Consider the following 1,725-nt stretch of genomic DNA (forward strand, 5'->3'; position numbering starts at 1 on the left):
GCCTGCCATCGACATCCCAAGGAGACTTGCCGTGAACAACACCCGCAGGTTGTGGCTGGCGCTCGGCGCGCTGCTCATCGTCTCGTTCTCGGTGCTGCTGTGGTCCGGCGCGCAGATCCAGCGCAATGCCGCGCCGATGCCCGAGCGCGTCGTCGCCGAAGGTGGCGCGACGGTCTACACGCGCGCCGACATCGAGCGCGGGCGCCAGGTCTGGCAGTCGATGGGGGGCATGCAACTCGGCTCGATCTGGGGGCACGGCGCGTACGTGGCGCCCGACTGGAGTGCCGACTGGCTGCACCGCGAGGCGGTGGCGATACTCGACCGCTGGGCCAGGGCCGAGCATGCCGGCAGCAGCTTCACCCAGCTGCCGCCCGACGCGCAGGCCGCGCTGCAGGGCCGCCTGCAGCCCATGATGCGGCGCAACACCTACGACCCGGCCAACGGAACCATCACGCTGAGCCAGGACCGTGCCGCCGCGGTGGCGCAGGTCGCACAGCACTACATCGGCCTGTTCGGCAACGACCCGGCCACCGCCGAGTTGCGCGAAGCCTATGCGATGAAGGACGACACGGTGCCCGATGCCGAGCACCGCAAGGCCCTGAGCGCCTTCTTCTGGTGGACCGCCTGGGCGGCGACAACGGAGCGGCCGCGCGCCGCCGCCGCGGTGCTGGCGCCCGAGCACCCCGCGATGCAGGCCCGGCAGGTCACCTACACCAACAACTGGCCGGGCGAGCCCCTGGTGGGCAACGCGCCGCCGGCCAGCACCTGGGTCTGGAGCGCCTTCAGCGTGCTGTTCCTCATCGCCGGCATCGGCCTGCTGGGCTGGCACCACGCGGTCACGCGCGACGAGGACCCGGAACACAGGCTGCCGGCGAGCGATCCGCTCGCGGCCCTGAAGGTCACGCCGTCCATGCGCGCGACGGCCAAATACTTCTGGCTCGTGCTGGTACTGTTCCTGGTGCAGATCCTGCTCGGCGCGATGACCGCCCACTACCAGGTGGAAGGCCAGCAGGCCTACGGCTACGCGCTGGCCGACGTGCTGCCCTACTCCATCACGCGGACCTGGCACACGCAACTGGCCGTGCTATGGATCGCCACCGCCTGGCTCGGCACCGGGCTGTACATCGCGCCGGCCATGTCGGGGCATGAGCCGCGCTGGCAGCGCGCCGGCGTGAATGTCCTGTTCGCGTGCCTGCTGGTCATCGTGGTCGGCGCGTTCACCGGCCAGTGGTTCGCGGTGATGCAGAAGCTCGGGCTGGACTACAACTTCTGGTTCGGCCACCAGGGCTGGGAGTACGCGGACCTCGGCCGCTTCTGGCAGATCTTCCTGTTCATCGGCCTGCTGCTGTGGCTCACCCTGGTGGGCCGGGCCCTGTGGCCGGTGCTGCGCGGCCCGGCCAGCGAATCCAAGGCCATCGTCGGGCTGCTGTTCCTGGCCACCGTGGCCATCGGCGTGTTCTACGCCTCGGGGCTGATGTGGCGCGAGCATTCCCACATCTCGGTGGTCGAGTACTGGCGCTGGTGGCTGGTGCACCTGTGGGTGGAGGGCTTCTTCGAGGTCTTCGCCACCGCCGTCATCGCGCTGATCTTCACGCGGCTGGGCCTGCTGCGCACGTCCACGGCGGCGGTCGCCGTGCTGTTCGCCACCATCGTGTTCATGACGGGCGGCGTGCTCGGCACCCTGCACCACCTGTACTTCGTCGGCAGCCCCACGGCCGTGGTGGC

1 protein-coding gene is annotated in these 1,725 nt (G+C 70.0%); it reads left to right on the forward strand.

What is annotated here, in order from left to right; translation table 11 throughout:
* Positions 1-31 precede the first annotated feature (31 nt).
* A partial coding sequence (locus ACIY1X_RS00785; protein WP_399677273.1) for a nitric-oxide reductase large subunit occupies positions 32-1,725 on the forward strand: 1,694 nt, incomplete at its 3' end.

The organism is Xenophilus sp. (assembly GCF_044462705.1).
In the GTDB taxonomy this organism is placed as follows: Bacteria; Pseudomonadota; Gammaproteobacteria; order Burkholderiales; family Burkholderiaceae_C; genus Xenophilus; species Xenophilus azovorans.